The 22,597-nt window shown below is 58.7% G+C and carries 17 protein-coding genes; 3 read left to right on the plus strand and 14 right to left on the minus strand.

Features of this window, described 5'->3' with window-relative positions; genetic code table 11:
* Positions 1–81: 81 nt before the first annotated feature.
* The 9 genes from bamB to AC22LX_RS09255 all read right to left on the minus strand — a co-directional run bounded on the left by bamB (position 82) and on the right by AC22LX_RS09255 (position 15,087).
* Positions 82–1,260 carry an outer membrane protein assembly factor BamB gene (gene bamB, locus AC22LX_RS09215; RefSeq protein ID WP_045392712.1) on the minus strand — a complete coding sequence of 393 codons (1,179 nt, stop codon included), beginning with the start codon at positions 1,258–1,260 and terminating at the stop codon, positions 82–84.
* Positions 1,261–1,270: 10 nt separating this feature from the next.
* Positions 1,271–1,891, minus strand: a complete 621-nt coding sequence (locus tag AC22LX_RS09220) for a YfgM family protein (protein ID WP_045392715.1) — start codon at positions 1,889–1,891, stop codon at positions 1,271–1,273.
* A gap of 34 nt (positions 1,892–1,925) precedes the next feature.
* A complete protein-coding gene (gene hisS / locus AC22LX_RS09225) occupies positions 1,926–3,200 on the minus strand; it encodes a histidine--tRNA ligase (RefSeq protein WP_015703166.1) in 1,275 nt (424 codons plus the stop codon).
* A gap of 89 nt (positions 3,201–3,289) precedes the next feature.
* Positions 3,290–4,411: a flavodoxin-dependent (E)-4-hydroxy-3-methylbut-2-enyl-diphosphate synthase gene (gene ispG, locus AC22LX_RS09230; RefSeq protein ID WP_015370324.1), complete on the minus strand. Its 1,122-nt coding sequence runs from the start codon at positions 4,409–4,411 to the stop codon at positions 3,290–3,292.
* A gap of 26 nt (positions 4,412–4,437) precedes the next feature.
* Positions 4,438–5,436: a cytoskeleton protein RodZ gene (rodZ, locus tag AC22LX_RS09235; RefSeq protein ID WP_045392718.1), complete on the minus strand. Its 999-nt coding sequence runs from the start codon at positions 5,434–5,436 to the stop codon at positions 4,438–4,440.
* A 274-nt stretch (positions 5,437–5,710) separates the two neighbouring features.
* Positions 5,711–6,877, minus strand: coding sequence for a dual-specificity RNA methyltransferase RlmN (gene rlmN, locus AC22LX_RS09240; RefSeq protein ID WP_015370322.1), 1,167 nt, complete (start codon positions 6,875–6,877; stop codon positions 5,711–5,713).
* Positions 6,878–7,226: 349 nt separating this feature from the next.
* Positions 7,227–7,658: a nucleoside-diphosphate kinase gene (gene ndk, locus AC22LX_RS09245; RefSeq protein WP_004866348.1), complete on the minus strand. Its 432-nt coding sequence runs from the start codon at positions 7,656–7,658 to the stop codon at positions 7,227–7,229.
* Between the two features lie 160 nt (positions 7,659–7,818).
* A complete protein-coding gene (pbpC, locus tag AC22LX_RS09250) occupies positions 7,819–10,143 on the minus strand; it encodes a peptidoglycan glycosyltransferase PbpC (RefSeq protein ID WP_063447473.1) in 2,325 nt (774 codons plus the stop codon).
* Complete coding sequence (locus AC22LX_RS09255; RefSeq protein ID WP_487333951.1) at positions 10,144–15,087, minus strand: alpha-2-macroglobulin family protein; 4,944 nt, start codon at positions 15,085–15,087, stop codon at positions 10,144–10,146. It lies immediately after the preceding gene.
* 204 nt (positions 15,088–15,291) lie between these two features.
* Here AC22LX_RS09255 and sseA point away from each other — a divergent pair, with 204 nt between their 5' ends.
* From sseA to AC22LX_RS09270, 3 genes are all read left to right on the plus strand, one after another.
* Complete coding sequence (gene sseA / locus AC22LX_RS09260; RefSeq protein WP_045392728.1) at positions 15,292–16,149, plus strand: 3-mercaptopyruvate sulfurtransferase; 858 nt, start codon at positions 15,292–15,294, stop codon at positions 16,147–16,149.
* A gap of 164 nt (positions 16,150–16,313) precedes the next feature.
* Complete coding sequence (locus AC22LX_RS09265; protein WP_045392731.1) at positions 16,314–16,964, plus strand: DUF5066 family protein; 651 nt, start codon at positions 16,314–16,316, stop codon at positions 16,962–16,964.
* A gap of 99 nt (positions 16,965–17,063) precedes the next feature.
* Positions 17,064–17,906 carry a hypothetical protein gene (locus tag AC22LX_RS09270; protein ID WP_049060899.1) on the plus strand — a complete coding sequence of 281 codons (843 nt, stop codon included), beginning with the start codon at positions 17,064–17,066 and terminating at the stop codon, positions 17,904–17,906.
* Between the two features lie 72 nt (positions 17,907–17,978).
* Here the strand turns inward: AC22LX_RS09270 and sseB are convergent, their stop codons facing one another.
* From sseB to hscA, 5 genes are all read right to left on the minus strand, one after another.
* A complete protein-coding gene (gene sseB, locus AC22LX_RS09275) occupies positions 17,979–18,755 on the minus strand; it encodes an enhanced serine sensitivity protein SseB (RefSeq protein WP_045392737.1) in 777 nt (258 codons plus the stop codon).
* 91 nt (positions 18,756–18,846) lie between these two features.
* Positions 18,847–20,133, minus strand: coding sequence for an aminopeptidase PepB (pepB, locus tag AC22LX_RS09280; protein ID WP_487333952.1), 1,287 nt, complete (start codon positions 20,131–20,133; stop codon positions 18,847–18,849).
* Between the two features lie 71 nt (positions 20,134–20,204).
* A complete protein-coding gene (gene iscX / locus AC22LX_RS09285; protein WP_002913954.1) occupies positions 20,205–20,405 on the minus strand; it encodes a Fe-S cluster assembly protein IscX in 201 nt (66 codons plus the stop codon).
* Between the two features lies 1 nt (position 20,406).
* Complete coding sequence (gene fdx, locus AC22LX_RS09290; protein ID WP_012540871.1) at positions 20,407–20,742, minus strand: ISC system 2Fe-2S type ferredoxin; 336 nt, start codon at positions 20,740–20,742, stop codon at positions 20,407–20,409.
* Between the two features lies 1 nt (position 20,743).
* Entirely contained in the window at positions 20,744–22,594 is a 1,851-nt protein-coding gene (gene hscA / locus AC22LX_RS09295; protein ID WP_487333953.1) for a Fe-S protein assembly chaperone HscA, read from the minus strand.
* Positions 22,595–22,597 lie beyond the last annotated feature (3 nt).

Consider the following 22,597-nt stretch of genomic DNA (forward strand, 5'->3'; position numbering starts at 1 on the left):
TCATTTTACGAGGTTTTTTAAAAAGTCAAAACGGCCCCTGTCTGTCAGGAGCCGTTTATTAAAGCGATACTACCGCGCGAGTTAACGCGTGATTGAATACAGCGTACCGTCTTTGGCCTGGATAAGCAGGCGACCGTCGGCGATAACCGGGTCGGTCAGGAAGCCGGAACTATCGACTTTCTGCTGCGCCACAAAGTGGCCGTCTTCCGGATTGATCCAGTGCATGTAGCCTTCGCTGTCGCCTACCACCAGGCTGCCGTTATACAGCGCCGGAGCGGTCAGCAGACGGTGCAGCAGATCGCTCTGGGTCCACAGCGTTACGCCGCCATCGGTGGTCAGCGCCAGCAGGCGGTCATTCTGATCGACCAGATAGATACGATTGCCGTCAACGATGAAATCGTTCACTGAACCCAGTTCGCGTTTCCAGATAATCTGGCCGCTGCGCAGATCCAGCGCGGTCAGGTTGCCATTATAAGCCAACGTATAAACAACGCCATTAACGATAACCGGCGTGGTGTCAACGTCGTTCAGACGGTCGATCTCAGTCGGGCCGGTAGCCGTAGAAATACGCTGCTGCCAAATCATCTGCCCCTGCTGCATCAGCACGGCGCTGACGCGGCCGTTATCGCCGCCGACAATTGCCGCGCCATAAGCGGTGGCCGGAGCGGATTCACCGCGCAGGGAGAGCGCCGGCATGTCCAGGTTCACGGTCCATTTTACCGCGCCGTCGGTTTCGTTCAGCGCCTGCAGCTGACCGTTACTGGTATGCACCAGTACCATGCCATCGCTAACGACCGGACGAGAAATCGCTTCACCCGCAACACGGCTCTGCCACGCAACGGTACCGTCGCTGGTATTCAGCGCGAACAGCTGCGCCTTTTCAGTACCAACATAAACGTGGCCGCCGGAAACGGTCAGCCCGCCGGAGAGCAGCGCCGGGGCGCGCGAGAACCAGCCGTCTTTTTCCGCCAGGTTCACCGACCAGACTTCTTTTCCGTCTTCAGCGTGCAGCGCTTTCACGGTGCCTTTACGGTCAGCCGCATACACAACGCCGTCAGCAAACGCCGGGTGCAGGTTGGAATAGAAATCACCGATACCATCGCCAACTGAAGTGCTCCAGGACGTGGACGGCGTAAACTGGTTTTCCACCGTCGGCAGCGGTGACATTTTCACCACGTCTTCTTCGCTGTTAAACAGCGAGCAACCGCTCAGTAAGGTGACGGAAAGCAGCCCTGGCAAAAGTAATTTACGCAATTGCATCGAGTCCCTCTCAGATGGACAAATTATTTATTTTCATACGCATCATTTCGCTGAGCGCTGGCGATGCATCGCTTTTCACGCCTGCTTCCCAGGCCGCGCGGGCGCCCTGCTTGTCGCCTTTGCTCAGCAGAATTTCACCACGCAAATCGGCGACGATAGCGGTCCAGCCTTCGCCTTTAATGCCTTCCAGGGTTTTCAGCGCCGCATCCGGCTGCTTGAGCTGCAGCTGTACGCGGGCCAGACGCATATTGATAACCGATTTCAGGTTATCATCGGAGGCGGCAGTCAGCCCTTGTTGCAGCTGCTTCTCCGCGCCCTGCAGATCGTTTTTGTCGACCAGACGCTGCGCGAGCTCCAGCGATGCGAACGCGCCATAGGTGTTTTTACTGTCGGCGGCGAATTTCTCCGCTGCGGTCAGCGTTTCAGGCGTACCCGATTTCAGCGCGGAAATGGCATTTTCGTAGGCCAGAGAGGAATCCCGGGCCGAATCCAGCTGATGGGAAGTCCAGTAGCGCCAGCCAACCAGCGCGCCGATCCCTAAAATCACCCCGACGGCCAGCGCTTTACCGTTCTCGGCAAAGAAACGCTTGAGGGCGTCGACCTGCTCGTTTTCGTTGTTGAAAGTTTCCACGCAGTCCTTCTCCTGACTAATGGTTTCCGGGAAATTAACCCAGAAGTGTGCGCAAATGCGCGGCAACGCTATCCTGCGTTACGGTAGTTTGCTCACCTGAGCGTAAATCCTTCACTACCACGTTTCCGTCAGCAATTTCTGACTCACCAACCACCAGCGCGACGCGCGCGCCCCACTTGTCAGCGCGAGCGAACTGCTTCTTAAAGTTACCGCCGCCGTGGTTAGTCATCAGCTTAACGCCGGGCAGCGCATCGCGAACCTGTTCAGCCAGACGCATTGCTGCGGACTGAGTATCGGTACCGGAGGCTACCAGGTATATATCGACAACAGGATCGGCTTTAAATTCCGGATTGACTGCCTGAACCAGCAAAACAAGACGTTCCAGGCCCATCGCAAAGCCAACGCCCGGCGTCGCGCGACCGCCAAGCTGCTCAACCAGACCGTCGTAACGGCCGCCGGCGCAGACGGTGCCCTGCGAACCGAGGCTGGTGGTGACCCACTCAAATACGGTGCGATTGTAATAGTCAAGCCCGCGCACCAGACGCTGGTTGACGGTATAGCGAATTCCGGCCGCGTCGAGCAGCGCGCACAGACCGGCGAAGTGTTCTTTGGACTCGTCGTCCAGATAATCGCCCAGCGCCGGCGCATCGTTCAGCAGCGCCTGTACTTCCGGATTTTTAGAGTCCAGCACGCGCAGCGGGTTGGTATACATGCGGCGTTTGCAGTCTTCATCAAGCTTATCTTTAAATTGTTCCAGATAGGCAACCAGCGCGTCGCGATAGGCGGCACGCGCCTCCAGCGAACCGATGGAGTTCAGCTCAAGGCTGACGTGATCGGAAATGCCCAGCTCGCGCCACCAGCGCGCGGTCAACATGATAAGCTCGGCATCGATGTCCGGCCCCTGCAGGCCAAAGACTTCCGCGCCAATCTGATGGAACTGACGGTAGCGTCCTTTCTGCGGACGTTCGTGGCGGAACATCGGCCCCACGTACCACAGACGCTGTTCTTGATTGTACAGCAGACCATGTTCGATGCCGGCACGTACGCAGCCCGCCGTTCCTTCCGGACGCAGCGTCAGGCTATCGCCATTGCGGTCTTCGAAGGTATACATCTCTTTTTCAACCACGTCGGTCACTTCGCCGATCGCGCGTTTGAATAACGGGGTCTGCTCTACAATCGGCAAACGAATTTCGCTGTAACCGTAGCTACCAAGCACCTGCTTCAGTGAGCCTTCAATGCGCTGCCAGAGAGCGGTTTCGCCCGGCAGATAATCGTTCATGCCACGGATGGCTTGAATGTTCTTTGCCACGTTTATTCTCTTTATATATAAAAATGAACCCCGGCGCCTTGCGCCCGCAGGTTCAATCATACACGGGAAGCGTATTGCTTCCCAACACGTTATTTTGCTTCAACCTGCTGAACTTCAATACGACGCGCTTCATCCAGCATGGTGGCTTTCGCGCGGATACGCGCTTCCAGCTGGTCGATCATGTCATTATTGTCCAGTCGGTCTTTGCGCACGCCGTCTTCGTACAGGCCGCTTTTCTTGTTGCCACCGGTGACGCCGAGGGTAGAAACCAGCGCTTCGCCTGGGCCGTTAACCACACAGCCGATGATCGAAACATCCATCGGAGTGATGATATCTTCCAGACGCTGCTCCAGCGCGTTCACCGTACCGATGACGTCAAACTCCTGACGCGAGCAGGTTGGGCAAGCGATGAAGTTAATACCGCGGGAACGGATGCGCAGCGACTTCAGGATATCGAAGCCGACTTTGATCTCTTCCACCGGATCGGCAGCCAGCGACACGCGCAGGGTATCGCCGATCCCTTCAGACAGCAGCAAACCTAAACCGATCGCGGATTTTACCGCGCCGCTACGCGCGCCGCCGGCTTCGGTGATCCCGAGATGCAGCGGCTGATCGATCTGCTTCGCCAACAGGCGATAGGATTCAACGGCGAGGAAGACATCAGAAGCTTTTACGCTAACTTTGAACTGATCGAAGTTCAAACGATCGAGATGATCGACGTGACGCATGGCGGACTCTAACAGCGCCTGCGGCGTCGGCTCGCCGTATTTTTCCTGCAGATCTTTTTCCAGCGAACCGGCGTTGACGCCGATGCGGATAGGAATGTTTTTGTCGCGCGCGCAGTCCACAACCATGCGGATACGCTCTTCGTTACCTATGTTGCCTGGGTTGATGCGCAGGCAATCAACGCCATATTCCGCGACTTTCAGCGCGATACGGTAGTCAAAGTGGATATCGGCGACCAGCGGGACGTTGACCTGCTGTTTGATGAGCTTGAAAGCTTCCGCTGCGTCCATCGTCGGGACGGAAACGCGGACGATGTCCGCGCCCACGCGCTCCAGCGCTTTAATTTGATTTACCGTCGCGGCCACATCGGTGGTGCGAGTATTGGTCATCGACTGTACGGCGATGGGAGCCCCATCGCCAATCGGCACATTACCAACGTAAATGCGTTTGGACTTTCTACGTTGAATCGGAGCCTGGTTATGCATGAAAAATCTCCCGCGTTACCCGTCTGTTACTGCGCCGGTGATTGTTCGGCATTAAGGGTCAGACGCGCAACCTGGTTAGTTCTGATAAAACGACTCAAATCGACTGGTTTGCCCAGATACTGGATTTGTACCGCAGCCGGGGCGCCGATTTTCAGCTTATACGGCGCCTGACCGCTCAGGTTCAGGTTCCCGCCTTTACGCTGCAGGCCGCTGAACAGTTTTTTACCGGTCGCATCGCTCACTTCCAGCCAGCAATCGGCGCTAAAGTTCATTACCAGATCCTGAGCGGAAGCCGCCGCTGCGGCATTGGCCTGATCGGTAGGCAATGCGGAGGTCGGGGCTGGCGCAGCCGGCGCGGTGGCGGCGGTATCGACGTTCGCCTGCGAAGGGGCGACCACGGCGTTGTTATCCGCCGGCGCGGAGGTAGCCGCTGGCGCGCTCGCGGCTGGCGCAGTCGAGTTATCGACCGGCGCGCTATTGGTATTGGCTGCCGTCGTATCCGGCGCGTTATTCGCCGAACCGGTGTCCAGCGGAATTGACTGGCTGCCGCTATCGCTACTGTTCAGATCGCTGGTGGATTGATCGGCCATGCTGGTGATCTCTTCCTGCTGCGCTTTGTGGTCTTGCCACCACCATGCGCCGCTCAGGCCGATAACCACAAACAAAATCAGCCAGGTAAAGCTCATCAGCCAACCGTCGCGTTTTTTACGACGTTTACCCAGCGAGAAGCTCTGCATCGGCGCCACTTTGGCGGCGCGAATTGGCGCTTGCTTCGCCATCATCGGCAGCAGTTCTTCTTCCGGGATATGTACGAGGCGAGCGTAGGAACGGATATAGCCGCGCAGGAAGGTCGAAGCGAGATCGGCTGGGGCCTTATCTTCTTCAATATCACGAACCGTGGAAACCTTCAGGCATAAGCGTTCAGCCACCGCTTGCTGGCTGAGTCCGAGTTGTTCGCGGGCATTACGCAGGCGCGCGCCCGTAGAGTTTGCTTCTTGATGGTCTTGAGTGGCTTCAGTATTCATTCGCTACAACTACTGGTACGTGAAATTTAAAGTTCAGCGCGGGAAAGAGCCTGCGCCGCGAGACACTGCTCAACGTCAACCGACAGTATAAGGCTGTCCGGGCGACTATCACAGAGACTTATCAATATTGAATGCTAAGCGGTTGTTGTACCGCTACATACTGCCTCAAAGTCGACAAAAACGCACCGTAATTATTAACCGAATCAGCGTATTTCGCCTGGCAATTCGACATATTTATGCAGCGCGCAGCGAAAGCTGTGCGCTGCATAACTTATCAGACGGCTTTCACGTCGATCGCTTCGCCCTGCATACGCTTACGCAGCGTACGTTTAGTACGGTCGATTACGTCGCCCGCCAACTGGCCGCAGGCAGCATCGATATCGTCGCCGCGGGTTTTACGCACGATGGTGGTGAAACCATATTCCATCAGCACTTTGGAGAAACGATCGATACGGCTGTTAGAACTACGGCCATACGGCGCGCCCGGGAACGGGTTCCATGGGATCAGGTTGATCTTGCACGGCGTATCTTTCAGCAGCGCCGCCAGTTCGTGGGCGTGCTCGGTACCGTCGTTGACGTGATCCAGCATGACGTACTCGATAGTCACGCGGCCCTGGTTGGCGTTGGACTTCGAAATATAGCCGCGCACCGAGTTCAGGAAGGTCTCAATATTGTACTTTTTGTTAATCGGTACAATTTCGTCGCGGATGGTGTCGTTCGGCGCGTGCAGAGAAATCGCCAGCGCAACGTCGATCATGTCGCCGAGTTTATCCAGCGCCGGCACCACGCCGGAAGTGGACAAGGTCACGCGACGTTTGGAGAGACCAAAACCGAAATCATCCAACATGATTTCCATCGCCGGAACGACGTTGTTGAGGTTCAGCAGCGGCTCGCCCATACCCATCATTACCACGTTGGTAATTGGACGTACGCCGGTAGTCTTCACCGCGCCGACGATTTTCGCCGCGCGCCAGACCTGGCCGATAATTTCGGAAACGCGCAGGTTACGGTTGAAGCCTTGCTGAGCGGTGGAGCAGAATTTACATTCCAGCGCACAGCCAACCTGTGAAGAGACGCACAGCGTAGCGCGGTCTTCTTCCGGGATGTAGACCGTTTCAACGCGCTGATCGCCAACGGCAATCGCCCATTTGATGGTGCCGTCGCTGGAGCGCTGCTCTTCAACGACTTCCGGCGCGCGGATCTCGGCGACTTCCTTCAGTTTGCCGCGCAGGACTTTGTTGATGTCGGTCATTTCATCAAAGTCATCGCAACAGTAGTGATACATCCATTTCATCACCTGATCGGCGCGGAAAGGCTTCTCGCCCATGTTTTTGAAAAACTCGCGCATCTGCTGACGGTTTAAATCCAGCAGGTTGATTTTGGCATCTTTATTCGGCACCGTCAGAGCGGCGGTATCAGGTGTGACAATTTGTTCAGACATAATTTTTCCGGCCTCGTTATTACACGTTATGGCCCCAGGTGGGTTGAAAAAGAAACGCCCCGGAGAGCGACTGCTCGTCCGGGGGCGCTATATTCTACAAATTCTGGCGCATCATTGCCACGTTTGCACAAAGCAATGATAAAAAAATCTGTAACTGACTGCTCAATCCTCTAAGGCTTTTCGATTGTCAGGCCACGCCGCGACGGTCGAAAAGACGAGGGTCGTATCTCCAAAGTATTTCAGGTCACAGCGAGGCGGCGAGTTCGCAAATCCCCGGGAGCATAGATAACTATGTGACCGGGGTGCGCGAATGAAGCCAACAAAGCTGTGGCGTGAAAGACGCAGGAGATTAGCGAGTGCGCGGGCAAACCTCGCCTTCAGCAAAGAAGAACGCGATTTCGCGAGCAGCAGACTCTACAGAGTCGGAACCGTGGGTGCCGTTCTCGGTGAAGCTGTCAGCGTAGTCAGCGCGCAGGGTACCGGCCAGGGCGTTGTCCGGGTTGGTCGCGCCCAGCAGGTCACGGTGACGCTGAACCGCGTTTTCGCCTTCCAGTACGGAAACCACGATCGGGCCGGAGGTCATGAACTCAACCAGACCGTCGAAGAACGGACGGCCTTCGTGCTCAGCATAGAAGCCGCGAGCCTGCTCAACGGTCAGATGCAGCATTTTGGTGCCGACGATTTTGAACCCTGCAGCTTCAAAGCGAGAAAAGATGCTGCCAATAACGTTTTTTGCCACCGCGTTTGGTTTGATGATGGAAAAAGTACGTTCAATAGCCATGATTACCTCTAATTAAATGTTCTGTTGTTGCACATACGATCGTATGGCCTGGCGCGCATTATAATGAGCAACGTCGGCGATGCCTACGGACGAAGGTAACATTTTGTTAAAATAAGATGAGTATTAGCAACACAAACCGCCAACAACAGATTTACCCTGTTTATTGTAGGGTGAAATTGGCGGCCGCCGTTTGCCCCGCCTCATCCATTACCACCAGTTGCCACTCGCCGGGCTTATCGAGCGTAATTATCGTTCTTGCGCCCGCTGCCTCTAACGGTTCACCGTTAATAAACCACCAGCGCCGCCCTTCTCCACCGCTCGTTTGCACGGGTAACATCACCCGCGCCTCGCCCGGGAGCCGTTTTATTACCGCCCCTTCGCGAATGCCGGAAAGCACCAGCGGCGCGGCATCCTGAGTCTGCAGCGGCGGACACGCCTTCGATGCCGTGCCCAGCCGCGCCCGGCGGCGCTCGCTAACCGGCAGCCAGGGTTCTAACGGTAGCGGCCAGACATCAACAGAAGTTTCTGTCGCGCCCGGACAATCCGCGGCGACCCGTTCTCCTGCTGCGTTACGCCACACCGGGAAGCGGATACCGCGCACGCCCTCCTGACCCGGCAACAGCAGCGTCGGCGGCTGGCTGGCATCCAGAAGCCAGCTGGCTAAGCGCCGGCGGCAGTTGCTATCGCCAACCGGCAGATCCTGCCCGCCGGGCCAGCAGATAGTGCCGCGGCTGACCGACGGCGGACGCGGGTCGACCGGCAGCCCGCCGCGGCTCATTAACGGACGCGCCAGCAGCATATTATTGACCTGGTTTAACAGCGGCACGGCGCTGGCAAAACCAAACTGCCCCACCACCGGCGTACCGTCTGGCCGTCCGGTCCAGATGCCAATCAAATAACGCGCGTTGAGGCCTACCGCCCACGCATCGCGATAACCGTAGCTGGTGCCGGTTTTCCACGCCAGCGGCACCGCTTGCGGCAGCGACGCATCGGGTAACGGCTGGGCTTCGCCTGCCAATATCCGCCGGGTGATCCACGCCGCGCCTGGCGACATTAGCGCCCTTTCCACCAGCGGGTCGTCGGGTTTCATGCGCAGCCGCGCCGCTTTGCCATGACGGGCGAAAGCGCCGTACGCCGCGACAATATCTTCCAGCCTCGCTCCAGCGCCGCCGAGGATCAGCGACAGATTCGGTTCAGCGCCAGCGGGCAACATCAAGGGAAGGCCGGCATTGCGTAAATTAGCCGCAAAGCGTTTGGGTCCATAGGCCTCGAGCACCTGCACCGCCGGCAGATTCAACGAACGCACCAGAGCCTCGCTGGCGCTCACCGGGCCATGAAACCCGCTGTCGAAATTACCGGGGCGATAATCGCTAAAGCGCCGCGGCACATCCTGTAATAGCGATGCCGGGTGAATCAGCCCGTCATCCATCGCCATCGCGTAGATAAAGGGTTTCAGCACCGAACCCGGCGAGCGCACCGCCGAGACCATATCAATGTGGCCGAAGCGGCTATCGTCGCGGATATCCGCCGATCCCACCCAGCCGCGGACTTTCATATCAGTGTGATCGACGACGACAATCGCCAGTGAGCTGCGCGGCGGCAGACGTGATTTCCAGTTCATCGCCAGATCTTCAAGCTGCCGCTGGAGCCCGGCATCGAGCGTTGTCGTCACCTTTTCATCACGACTTGTCGCCAGCGCCCGGCGCGCAAACAGCGGCGCCAGCTGCGGCATCTGCCGCGGGAAAAGCCACACCGGCTCTTCCATCGCTTCCTGTACCGCCCGTTGCGGCCAGACGCCCTGGCTGAGCATCCGCTCCAGCACCTTATCGCGAGCGGCCTGGGCCCGCTGCGGCCAGCGGTCCGGGCGTAAACGGCTCGGCGCCTGAGGCAGCACGGCCAGTAGCGCCGCCTCGCCGTAGCTGAGCTGGGCGGGCGGTTTGCCGAGATAAGCCCAGCTGGCCGCGCCGATCCCCTGTAGGGTGCCGCCAAACGGCGCGCGGTTCAGATACAGGGTAAGAATTTCGCTTTTTGACAGATGCCACTCCAGCTGCAGCGCCCGCCATAGCTGGCGTAGCTTGCCGCCAAAGGTGCGCGGATGAGGGTCGAGCAGACGCGCCACCTGCATGGTGAGGGTGCTGCCGCCAGATATCACCCGCCCGGAAGTAAGATCCTGCCAGGCGGCGCGCAGCACCGCGAAGGGGTTGACCCCCGGATGTTTCCAGAACCAACGGTCTTCATACTGAATGAGCGCCTGCAGATAGCACGGCGAAACGTCAGCGATAGCCACCGGGTAACGCCAGACGCCCTGCGCGTCAGCAAAGCGCCACAGCGGCGTGCCGTCTTCCGCCACCACCACGCGGGCAGGAGTGACTTCATGTAGCGGCAGCGGCCACAGACGGTCGGCGGCCAATAGCGCCAGCCACGACAGAAAAATAAACGCCGCCAGCCAGCGCCAGCGGCGTTTTATGCGAGGTAATGCACGCATTTACGGCGTAACGGTAAGCGGGCCGCTGGCCGCCCCTGTTGCCCGCCACTGCGGTACATACATCGATTCCACCTGCGGCTGCGGAACCTGATAGGTGCCAGGCGTCACCGCCCGCGCCAGATAGACCAGCGTCACCGGCTGACCTTCATTAATGGCGACTGCGGCGACAAAGCGGTCGTCGCGGAACTCGATATGCTGAATATCCGCCTGCTGCATCTGGTTAAGCAGATTTTGTACCGCTTCGCCATTCTCCTGCAGGCTGGCGCTGCTATTGGCCAGGTTCTGGTTTTCCAGCTCAAGGCCCGCCGGCAGCAGATCGACCACCAGCGCGTCAGGAACGTTACGTTTGGCGGTCACCTCCAGCTTGACCAGCACCAGTTCGCCGCTACGCAGCGAGGTCAGCGATTTCTGCTGTCCGTGAGTATCGAAAATGGCGCGTTCAATCCCCAACACGTTGCCGCCCGGCTGCGGCGCGCTTTGCGGATAACCGCTGCTATCGAGACGCAGCCACAGCGGCTGATTGCCGGTATTCGTCACCTGTAGCGCCGCCAGCCGATCGCCGTCGAGATTGCGGGTTTGCGCTTTGTCGCTGGCAAGCGGCTGCGCCTGCAGCGAGGTTTGCGCCTGCCAGTTGCCCGGCAGGTCGGCGAGGGTACGCCCGGCAAGGAACAGCGCGTTGGTTTCCTGGGTCGACAGCCAGCGCTGACCGAAGGCTTCTTCCGACAAGCTGCCCAACAGCTGATTTTGTACCTCCGGCAGCAGCTTGTTCTCTTCCAGCAGCGCCAGTTTCAGCGCATCATCGCGAAGTTGGCTGCCGTAATCGCCCAGCCAACGATTCTCATCCTGGCGCGGCGTGGCAACCGCCAGCTTCATGGCCTCATCGCCGCGCGGCGCATCGCCCATGGTTTTCAGCGCAATACCGAGTTGCAGCAGCGGTAGTCCGGATCGCGCCTGTTCGTGACGGCTCCAGATTTCACGCAAGGCGCCGAGCGGCGCTTTTTGCTGGCGCGCCAGCACCAGCGCGGCGTAGGCCTGAGCGGCAAAGCGGCTGGCCTGCGCATCGTCGCTGTAGCGCACGGTCATCAAACCCGGTTCCTGCAGATAGCGCAGCAGGCGCTCGTTCCCCTTATTAAGGGCGTTGACCGGCACGCTATAGCCTTGCTCGCCCGCGCGGACGAGGAAGTCCATGGCGTAGGCGGTTAACCAGTACTCTTCCGGGCCCTCTTTATCCCAGAGCGCAAAGCCGCCGTTTTCCAGCTGCATCTGCAGCAGGCGCGAGATACCAACATCGACCGCCGCGCGGCGTTTCTCATCGCTATCACCGCTGATCCCCAGCGCTTTTAGCTGCGCGGCGCTGGTGTACAGAGAAGGGAACAGGCCGCTGGCGGTCTGTTCAAGGCAGCCGTAAGGATAGGCTTTCAGCTCGCGAATATAGCGGGCGAGATTCAACGGCGGTTTACCGCTGAGCAGCAGTTGGCCCTGCAGCGTTTGCGGGGCGAACCCCTGACTCTGCGCCGCCGGCGCCTGCCAGCTTTCACCAGGTTGTAGCACCGCGCCGCTATTGACGGTCTGGGCCGGGAATGCCGGACGCACGCCGATTTTCCACTGCTTTTGCAGCGGCGCGAAGGTTTCGCCCGGCAGATTCAGGCCGCTGATGGTGGCATTGACCTGACCATCGCCGAATCCCGCTAACGCGGTCACCGGTATAAACAGCGTGCTGCGGGCGCCCGGCGCCAGTTGTACTGGCGGCAGTTGGCCATCGGTCAACGTGACCAACCCGCTGGCGGTAAGATGCACCTGCAGGGTTTGCGGTTTGTCGGTCAGATTACTGAGATCCAGCGCCAGACGCGTGGCGTCGCCGCTGGCAAGGAAGCGCGGGGTATTCAGTTCCGCGATAACCGGGGCGGCAACCACCACTTTATCTTCGCTGCTGCCGAAGTCATCTGCCGTCCACGCCTGAGCCATCACCCGCAGCTCGCCGTTAAAATCTCCGATGGGCAACGTCACCGTGCCTTCGCCCTGGTCATTCAACACCACCGGCTGCGCCTGCTGGGCGACGATCGTCACGTGATTAACCGGCGGTTTACCGCCGCGTTTCAACTCGTCGCCATCGCCGCCGAAGCGCAGGCTGGCTAAACGCCCCTGCCCTTCGATTACCTGACCATAGATGTCATAAATATCCGCGCCGTAGCGCTTCTGGCCGAAGAAGGCGTTCCACGGATCCGGCGTGGCGTAATCGGTAATATTCAGCACCCCGCTATCCACCGCCGAGAGCAGAACGTTAACCTGTTTCGGCACCTCGCCCTCCTTGACGCTGGCCTTCACTTTCACCGTCAGCGGCTGATTCGGGCGCATTTTCTCCGGCGCATCCAGCGCCAGAGACAGACGGCGGTTTTCATCGCCCAGCGGCAGATGCAGCAAGCCGACCGCGCGTTTCGGCGTCGCCGAGCGCGATTTATCGCCGGGGCGAACCACCAGCGTGCTGAGGTAGAGGTCGTGGCGATTCCAGGCTTTATCGACCGGAATCGACAGATCCATGCCCTCCGCCGGGACGTCAATCTCCTGCCACCACAGCGGCCCTTCGCTGGATTCCACCATCGCGTAGCCTTTACCCGCCGCCGGAGCGGCAATATGCAGCTTGATGGTGTCGCCCGGTTTGTAGCCTGGTTTGTCGAGCTTCATCGTCACGCGGTCAGGACGCGCCGCGCCGGCGCCTTCGCTGTTATCCTGCCAGCTATAGCCTACCCAGAAGCGCACGCTGCTGACGACGTCGTCCGGCCCCTTCACCTCAAGACGATACGAGCCCCACTCCACCGGGAAACTTACTTTGCCGGTCTGCCCGGCCTGCAGATCCAGCGACGTTTCGCCCTCCTGCAGATCTTTTTGATCAAACTGCGACTGCCAGCCCTCACTATCGGACCAGTTCCAGTAGTAGTCGCGCCGCTCGCGGATCAGCCGCACCTGCAGACCGGAGACCGCTTTTTTCTCGCCTTTCGCGTCGGCATAGACGATGTCAAAAGCGGCGTTACTGTTTTCATCCACCACCGGCTGTTTCACCGTGGTATCGGTGCGGTAGTCGTAAACGTCCTTCAGCGTAAATTGCGGGCGGATCCCCGGCAGCGCCTCGGCAGGCCAGATCGGCTGCTGTACGGTGCGGGTCACCGGACGGCCGCCTGATTCCAGCAGGCTGGCCTGCAACACCACCTGCAGCGGCGAGTGGCTATCCTGCCACTGGCTCGAAGTCGTCACTTCTCCATGGCCTTTTTCATCCAGCGTCAGCTGAACTTCGTCCAGGCTGCGGGAGAGGTTTTCTTCCGCGATATCGCCGAACTGGAAGCCCGGCAGCGCCGCGACGGCGTCGCGCAGCGGGCGCAGGAACAGTTTGCCCTGCAGTTGGTTGCCGCTGGCCGGCGCGCCGTAGAGATAGGCGCCGCTGACGCTAAAGGCGACGTCGGCATCCGGGGCTATAGGCGCGGACTGCGGTGTCAGATTCAGCGCCATGCGTTCGGGCATAAAGTCTTCGACGTGGAAATCCCACTCGCGGGGTTGATTATCGCCGGTGCTGGCGCGAATGTGCCACATACCGGTGGCCGCGCCGCTGTCGAGCGGATAAGTAAACTGATACAGGCCATTGACCGGTTTGCTCATCACAGAGCGAATCACCTGGCCATCCGGCTGCACCACTTCCAGCTTCACCGGCTGCTCCGCCAGCGGTTTACCATCGCCGTCGCGCAACAGCGCGTTAAGAATAACCGTTTCCCCCGGGCGATAGAGATCGCGCGGGCCAAACATAAAGAACTGTTTACTGAAGCCAGGAGCGCCAGCGATGGAGAATTCCGCCAGATCCAGCGCCGGCAGTTTAAGGTCAAGCAGCGTAGTCTGCCCGTCTTTACGCGCCAGCAGCAGCGCCGCTTCTTTGTCGGTTTGCAGAGTAACATGGCCTTGGCTATCGCTTTTCGCCTGCGCCAGCGTCTGCCCTTTGGCGTTTAGCAGTTGCACTTCAATTCCCGACTGCGCGGCGCCATTTTCGAGGCTCTGGGTGAAGACATCGAGCCGGTTGTGGTAGCGATGCGCCGAGACGCCGATATCGCTGAGGGTGAACAGCGTTGCCGCGTTACTGTAGCTATAATGACCCGCCGGGTTCATCACCGCCACATAGACGCCCGGCTGCTGGAGCGGCTTGATGTCGGTAAGCGGCAGCAGCAGCTTTTCACGGGTATTCCGCGCCGGGTTGAGATCGAAGCGTCCGCTATAAACCAGATCGGCCATCTTCAACAGTTCGTCAGATTCCCAATTGCTTAACGAGTTACGGTATTCCCACTGACTGACGAAGGCTGAAAGTGATTCCGGCTTAATCCGGAAGAAATTGACGTCGACATTGTCGACGTTCAGCGCCATCACCGGCAGCCCGGCGACCACTTTCCCCGGCAGCAGCGAGCCGCGACTGGCGAAACCGACGCTCGGCGCGATATCGCGGGTGGCGATGGTTTTTTCAAAAGGGCTGCCGAGGGTGGCGTCATTGAGGGCAATGAGCGTTGGATCAACGGTGACGATCAATTCACGCTTTGGCTCGAGATGGCGCAGACGCAGCTCTTTGAGATTCGGCGCCAGCTCCCATGCGCCGTCAACCTTGCCGCTTTTCTTATCGACCAGATGGACGCTGCGGGAAAAATCCTGATCCGGCTTGAGCGGAATGGAGAAGGTCAGCACCAACGTCGCCGCGCCATCGAGCTGCACTTCAGAAGCGTCGAGCACCGTCAGCGCCTTGCCCTGGCTTTTTTCTTTTAACGTCGCCAGCTGGGCGCTATCCGGTTTTTTCGCGCTATCGGCAGCGCCTTTGTCGGCCGCCGATACGGCCTGCGGTTCACCGCTGTTATCGCAGCCGCTTAATGATAGTGCGGTAAGGAGCGCCAACGATAGCGCCGCTAAACGAAATGGTTTCATCCTTCTAACCCCTAGGCCCAGAGCCTGATGCAATCAATAACGTTCTATTATGCGTCATCGCGGCGATTCTCAACAGCTACCAGCATAGAAACCGCCTATGAATCGGGAAACTCCGTGACCGCCTCCCCACTCCCGCGTCCTTAACTTGTCAGCCCTTTATAAAACGCCGACAATTCATTGATCGATAATAAAACGGAGGCACTCATGTCCACCTCATTCTTTGTCGCCGCCGACTGGCTGGCGGAACATATTGATGACCCGCAGATTCAAATTCTGGATGCGCGGATGGCGCCGGCAGGTCAGGAAGCGCTGCGCGATATGGCGGCGGAATACCGCGACGGGCATATCCCCGGCGCGGTTTTTTTTGATATCGAAGCGCTGTCTGACCACACCAGCCCGCTGCCGCATATGATGCCGCGGGCGGAAACTTTCGCCGTAGCGATGCGCGAGCTTGGCGTCAGCAGCGATAAGCATCTGGTGGTGTATGACGAAGGCAATCTCTTCTCAGCGCCGCGCGCCTGGTGGATGTTACGCACCTTCGGCGTCGAAAAGGTATCGATTGTCGCCGGCGGCCTCGAAGGCTGGCGTCGCGACGAATTGCCGCTGGAAAAAGGCGAACCGGACCTGCCGGAAGGCGAATTTGAGGTGAACTTCGATCCTGAGGTGATCAAACGCTTAACCGATGTGCTGCTGGTCAGCCATGAAGGATCGGCGCAGATCGTAGACGCCCGCCCGGCGGCGCGTTTTAACGGCCTGGCGGATGAACCGCGTCCAGGCTTACGCCGCGGGCATATCCCCGGCGCGCTTAACGTCCCGTGGACCGAGCTGGTGATTAATGGCGAACTGAAAACCGTCGATGAGATGAACGATATTTTTGCGCGTCAGGGCGTTGATTTTGCGCGACCGATTATCGCCAGCTGCGGTTCCGGGGTTACGGCGGCAGTAGTGGTACTGGCGTTGACCACCCTCGGCGTCAACGGCGTGTGCCTGTACGATGGTTCATGGAGCGAATGGGGCGCGAGAACGGATTTGCCGATCGAGCCGACCCCTGCCGCTGAGTAAACGCGTCGTGACTGCGGGTCCCCCCTCCCGCAGTCCCTAAATAATTTCTGATTTTCCCCGCCCCTTTCTTCTGCTTCTCGATAAACCGGTTACTCTACCCTGCCGCAGGATTTGTACCTGCCGAATTTGCTCTACCGCCACCCAATTTATAAGGAAATTGAATAATGGCCTTTTCATTACAGAACCTCATGGATGTCGTAAAAAAGCACAATCGCAATCCCTCTCCTAAACCTATGCCGGAAGATGAGGTGGAGCGCCTGCGGGTCAGGAAATACCGCGATCCGCAAAATAGCGAAACCGTGGCGCTTCCGGACAGTTTGAAAGCGCTGTTGGCCTACGATTGTCAACTGAAAAGCCCCCACGGTCAGTTGGTGCTGGAATCGGTTGTGGACTCAATTGATGAACATGGCGTCCTGCTTTCCGACTCGCTGGATGAAGATGCTTATTACATGAATGGTCTTGATATGGCCGGGCTGGACTTTGAAGAGCTGACGCCAATCTGGAACGACGATCCGCGTCTTCCTGCCCTGATTCGCATCAGCCATTCCGGCGATCAGCAGGTATTTATCTATGTCACCGAGCGTGATGAACAGGGTGAATATCCTGTCGTCCGCTTCGAAGGTAAAGAGAATGACCTCTGGCTGGCGGAATCGTCACTGATTGAATATCTGCAAGGGGTCTTTACCGATGAGGAAGAGAGCCATGACGAATGGCAGCGCCAGCGGGCCCTCAACGAGGCACGCGATGGCGCCTTGCTGGAGCTGGAATATATTCATGAGGATCTTTACGCCAGGCTTGAAGGCTGCCCTGACTAATTCACGGTCTCGCCTCGGATGGCGAGGTTAACGCGCGCCGCCGGGGCTGCTCCAGGAGAGCGCCTTTTCCGTAACCTGATGTCACCACAAGGAGTGAAAATGGCATTAGTCTCCACCCCACATTCTGCTGATTCATCTCGCCTGCCCTGGCTGGGAGGCATAACCGGCCTGCTGGCGGGCGGCATCATTCTTTATTTTTGGCCGGAATGGAACCGGGCATGGTTAAGCCTGGTTCCTGCGCCGGTTTCCGTTTATACCCGCTTTCTCGGAGTCACTCTGGAACAAGTTCCGTTGATAACCTATTTCCATCAGGCGCTGCTGGGTTTTCTGATGGTACTGCTTGCTCCCGGATACGGTAAATCGACCCTTGCCGCATGGATGCTGCATAGCCCATCGCCATACCGCCGCTGGCCGGGCGAGATATTACGCGCCTGGAGCATGAAATTTGGCCTGCTGGTCATTGTCTTTTGCAATCTTTTCTTTTTGTCCAGGGTCGGCTCCGGGACTCTGGCGTTATATATCTTTTTTCTCCAGCACGTTAGCGTTGCCGCTGCGGTGGCGTCAGGCGTACTGCTGCTGCGTGATGCCCGACGCCTGACCCGCACGTCTCATGCTCAGCTGGCGGACCTGCACCTTCTCATGATACTCACGCTGGGGTGCCAGACGATTTTGCCTGCACAGATCGCGCTAATGAGCGCCCGCGGCGTGAACACACCGTTAGGCTGGTACATTGTTATCGCGCAGATGGCAGGCGTGTTACTGGCGTTAATACTGGTCGGCGGGCTGGTGGCAACGATACGTTCTCTGTTGGGCGAAAAGAGGTGTCGGGCCTGGCGCGGTGATATGGCGCTCTTCAACGGCATTGTTACGCTGTGCGTGACGGGATTCCTTATCTATAACATGGTGTCAGCCTATCCGCGGATCTTTGCCGCCCTGCATTGACCTTTGCAAACCCGATTTTCGGCCTCGCGCAGAAGACATAAAAAAACACAGCGGGGGCTAACGCCCCCGCTTTCAGATAATCCGGTTCTGCTTGAAATCGCGCAGGAAGCTGCCCCAGCGCTTTTCATAGAACGGCGTGATATGGGCAATCATAAAGTGGCTGATGCCCTTCTCTCCTTCAACCACCTGACAAATATCGATAGGTTCATCGCCAGGCAGGGTATCGGTGGCCACGCTGCCGGTGGTCTGGATAACGGATTCAATATCCCCTTCCGCTTCAATACCGATCAACAAGTTGGCCGGCGCGTCGGCGCTCTCTTTAATCGAGCACAGAAACGCCCGCTTGACGGTCTTCAGCGTTTTGAACAGCGTGGTCAGCGAATCCACCATCTGCGCCGGTGGTTCGGCGACCTCAGACAGCAGCAGCGCTTCGCCGCCTTCCAGCACCGTCTGGGTACTGAGCGGGCTGCCCTCTTCGCCCAGCAAATGGCTGATTTCTCGCGGGGTGAACTCTTTGCCGCTCGGCAACTTCGGGTTGAGGAACAGCGATTCGCCCAACGTCATCGCCATCAGCGTGCGCGCTGGCATCATCACGAAGGCCTGTTCCTCTTCTACCGCCTGCTGTAGCGCCTCCAGCGAGGTGAAGAACGGAATGACCGACGTGCCGTCATCTTTTTCCCAATGCTGGAGATCGAGGGCGCTATCTTCGACAACCTGCTCACTGTCCGCCGCGCTACCCGGCACCCACACGGTTGCCTCAAGCAGTGCGGTGAAAAATGCCGGACGATGAGCAGGCTCGGTCGCCGCCTTCTCCAGCAATGTTTCTAATTCATTTTTAGTATCAGACATAGATTCGCTACTTCAAAATCGCCCGGCGGCGCTACGTCCGCGCGGGCCTACGGTTTTCCAGGCCGGGTAAGCGTAACGCCCGGCAAGGCCATCACTCAGCCGTCAGCAGATTAGCGATAGTACGCACGCCAAGACCCGTCGCGCCCGCCGACCACTGCTCTACCGCGGCTTTGCGGTACGTCGCGGAGCAGTCGATGTGCAGCCAGCCCTGGTGGTAGTTTTCCACGAAGTGGGACAGGAAGCCCGCCGCAGTGCTGGCGCCGGCCGGATACGCCGCGCTACCGGTGTTGTTCAGTTCCGCGAAGTTAGACAGCAGCTGGTTGCGGTGAAATTCGGCCAGCGGCAGACGCCAGAAGGCTTCATTTTCCGCCTGCGCGCTCGCCAGCAGGCGATTCGCCAACGCGTCGTCAAAACTGAACAGCGCGTGGTAGTCGTTACCCAACGCGGTTTTCGCCGCGCCGGTCAGGGTGGCGGCATCGATGATCAGCTGCGGCTTCTGCGCCGAGGCATCGATCAGGCCATCCGCCAGCACCAGGCGGCCTTCGGCGTCGGTATTCATGATTTCAACGGTTTTACCGTTGCGGTAATGAATGATATCGCCAAGCTTGAAGGCGTTGCCGCTAATCAGGTTATCCGCGCAGCACAGATACAGCTTCACACGTTTGTTCAGACCGCGGGTAATAGCGAAAGCCAGCGCGCCGGTCACGGTGGCCGCGCCGCCCATGTCGGATTTCATCGAGTCCATAAAGGCGCTTTGCTTGATGCTGTAGCCGCCGGAGTCGAAGGTGATGCCCTTGCCAACCAGACAGGCGTATACCGGCGCGTCTTTATCGCCGGTCGGGTTATAGTCCAGCGCCAGCAGGACCGGCGGGCGCTCGGAGCCGCGGCCAACGGTATGCAGGCCAAGATAGTTCTGCTCACGCAGATCTTCGCCTTTGGTGATGCGATAGCTGACCTTTTCGCCCGCCACGCCGCACAGCAGATCGACGGCGCGCTGGGCCAGCTGTTCTGGCCCCAGCTCTTCTGCCGGCGCGTTGATGGTGTCGCGAACCCAATCGATAATCGTCAGGCGGTTATCCAGCTCGCTGCGCTGCGCATCGTCAAGGGTTGGCCATTCGACCTGGCGCTGACCTTTCGGCCCTTTATAGCCGGCCCAAAAGGCCCAGGCGCGATCGGTATTCCAGCCTTCGCCGCTCAGGGCGACGTGCTTGATACCCATGCCGTCAATTTTGCGCGCCGCGCGCTGGATTAATCCCAGGTCGTCTTTACCGTTGAGATGTAAGGCGATACCGTCGTTATTGATACTCCAGGTCGCTTTTTCTCCCCAGCGCGCATCGGCAGGCAGAGTAGAAAGCGTAATCTTCATGGCTTCGGTCATTATCTTTATCCTTATTAACAAACGGGCCACCCTATGGCAGCCCGTTAAAATTTTTCCGCTTGAGGCGAAAATTATTCTGCTTCGTCTAACCAGACTAGCAGAATCGCCTCCAGAATTTTTTCATTGGATGCGTTTGGGTCGTCATCGAACTCTTCCAGATCGCAAATCCACTGATGCATATCGGTAAAGCGAACGGTTTTCGGGTCGAGGTCCGGGTAAGCGTCATACAAGGCTTCGCCGATTTCGCGACTGTCGGTCCATTTCAGTGCCATATTAGTGCTCGCGTGCGTGGTTGATGGTATAACGCGGGATCTCAACGACCAGATCTTCGTCAGTGACGCGCGCCTGGCAGCTCAGACGGCTGTCAGGTTCCAGCCCCCAGGCTTTGTCCAGCATGTCGTCTTCATCTTCGCTACTTTCCGCCAGCGAGTCAAAACCTTCACGCACGATGCAGTGGCAGGTGGTGCAGGCACAGGATTTTTCACAGGCGTGTTCAATCTCGATACCGCTACGCAGCGCCGCATCCAGAATGGTTTCACCGCTCTCAGCTTCCACAACTACGCCATCCGGACATAGGTCCTGGTGGGGCAGAAAAACAATTTTTGGCATTTTAAACCTCGTCCACGGATTGGCCTTTCAGCGCAGCGCGGACCGACTGGTCCATGCGGCGTGCGGCGAATTCCTGGGTTTGTGTGTCGATATTTTTAATGGCTTCTTTAATCGCGTCTGCATCTTCGCCTGCCGCGGCGGCGCGAACTTGCTCCGCGGCGGCATCGATAGCCTGACGCTCTGCGGCGCTTAACAGCGCGGCGTCGGCGGCCAGCGCGCTTTCCAGGCTCTCCAGTACGCGAGCGGCTTCGACTTTCTGTTCAGCCAGCATACGCGCCTGGATATCCTGTTCGGCGTAGCTCATCGAATCTTTAATCATGTTGGCGATTTCGCCGTCCGTCAGGCCATAAGACGGTTTCACCTGGATTGAGGCTTCCACGCCGGTCGATTTTTCCATCGCCGTGACGCTCAGCAGACCGTCGGCATCAACCTGGAAGGTCACGCGAATATGCGCCCCGCCCGCCGGCAGCGCCGGGATACCGCGCAGCGCAAAACGCGCCAGCGAGCGGCAATCCTGCACCAGCTCACGCTCGCCCTGCATCACGTGAATAGACATCGCCGTTTGACCATCTTTGAAAGTGGTAAACTCCTGCGCGCGGGCCACCGGAATGGTGGTATTACGCGGGATCACTTTCTCTACCAGGCCGCCCATGGTTTCCAGCCCAAGCGACAGCGGGATAACATCAAGCAGCAGCAGTTCGCTGTCCGGTTTGTTGCCGACCAGAATATCCGCCTGTATCGCCGCGCCGATGGCGACAACTTTGTCCGGGTCGATAGAGGTCAGCGGGGTACGGCCAAAAAATTCGCCAACGCGCTCACGCACCAGCGGCACGCGGGTGGAGCCGCCGACCATTACCACTTCCAGCACCTCTTGCGCTTCAACGCCGGCGTCTTTCAGCGCGCGACGGCAGGCCATCAGGGTACGTTTTACCAGTGGGGCAATCAGATCGTTAAACTGGCTACGGCTGATATCGCCCCGCCAGCCGCCTACCGCAACGTGCGCCACATCGGCATCGCTCAGGGCGATTTTCGCCGCAATGGCGGCATCCAGCAGCTCACGCTGCAGACGGTTATCGCTACGGTCGCTGAGGCCCGCCCGCTCACGCAGATAGTCGGCCAGCAGATGGTCGAAATCATCGCCGCCGAGAGCGGAATCACCGCCGGTCGCCAGCACTTCAAACACCCCGCGGCTTAAGCGCAGAATGGAGATATCAAAGGTGCCGCCGCCGAGATCGTAGACCGCAATCACCCCTTCCTGACCGGAATCGAGGCCGTAGGCGATAGCCGCCGCGGTCGGCTCATTGAGCAAACGCAGCACGTGCAGGCCCGCCAGACGCGCCGCGTCTTTGGTTCCCTGACGCTGAGCATCATCGAAATAGGCCGGAACGGTAATGACCACGCCGTCGAGATCGCCTGCCAGCGCTTCAGTGGCGCGAGCGGCAAGGGCTTTCAGGATATCGGCGGAGACCCGTACCGGGTTCAGCAGGCCGCCGGCGGTTTGAATCATCGGCAGTCCATTTTCACTGGCCTGCAGCTGGTACGGTAGATGCGGATAGCGGGTTTGAATATCGGCGAGGGAACGCCCCATCATTCGCTTCACCGAGCTGATGGTGTTCACCGGATCCTGAGCGGCATTGAGCCGGGCTTCATAGCCGACGGTCAGCCCCGAGGCGTGGTAGTTCACGACCGACGGCAGCAGGTAGCGGCCTTGATGATCGGGCAGAGTTTCGGCCTGGCCGCTACGCACGGTAGCAACCAGAGAATTGGTGGTGCCAAGGTCGATACCTGCCGCCAATCGACGCTGATGCGGCGCGGCGCTCAGACCAGGCTCACTAATTTGTAATAGGGCCATAAT

It is taken from the genome of Klebsiella sp. PK01 (assembly GCF_057624675.1).